General features: G+C 63.1%; 1 protein-coding gene. It reads left to right on the plus strand.

What is annotated here, in order from left to right:
* A partial coding sequence (locus tag A3730_RS07920; RefSeq protein ID WP_156501067.1) for an ATP-binding protein occupies positions 1–810 on the plus strand: 810 nt, incomplete at both ends.

The raw sequence follows: 810 nt of genomic DNA on the forward strand, positions 1-810 counted from the left end.
CTGCGCCGGGGCCTGGCCCCCCTTCGCCGGGCACGGGACGAAATTGAACAACTGCGCGGCGGGCAGCGTCATGAATTGAGCGAGACAGTGGCGTTGGAGCTGCATCCCCTGGTGGTAGAGATCAACCGGTTGCAGCGCCATACGGAGCAGCAACTCCAGCGTTCCCGTCATGCGCTGGGTGACCTTGGCCATGCGCTGAAAACCCCGCTGGCGATTCTCAAGAATCGCTGCACGGAGGAACTGGCGGCGTCGGACCCGGAGTTGCATGCTCTGCTCTGCGAACAGCTGGCGCAGATGGAAGCCAACATTCGCCGCGCCCTGGGGAGGGCCCGGGTCGCGGCGGGCGTGACGACCAGTAATCCATTTTCTCCGGCGCAGGATATCCCCCTGTTGCTGACCACGCTGGAGCAGGCTCACCGGCGTGACCTGGACATCCATCTGGAGATGGCGGCGCTACCGGCTCAGCCGTTTGATCGCGATGACATGCTCGAAGTGTTGGGCAATGTGCTGGATAACGCCTTCAAATGGGCGAATCGTCGTGTCCGCGTGGCGGTACACGTGGTGGAAGAACGCTGTGCGGACAATGAAGAGCGCAAGCAGCTGATACTGTGTGTGGAGGATGATGGCCCCGGTATCCAGGAAGATCGCCGCGAACAGGTGCTACAACGGGGGCTGCGCCTGGATGAGCGCGCTGCTGGCCACGGGCTGGGATTGTCGATCGTCAGCGATACCGTGGCGGCTTACGGTGGCAAACTGGTGCTGGATGAAAGCCCCTCGGGCGGGTTGCGGGTTGGTCTGCATTTCCCCCAC

This window comes from Alcanivorax sp. HI0044, from assembly GCF_001634945.1.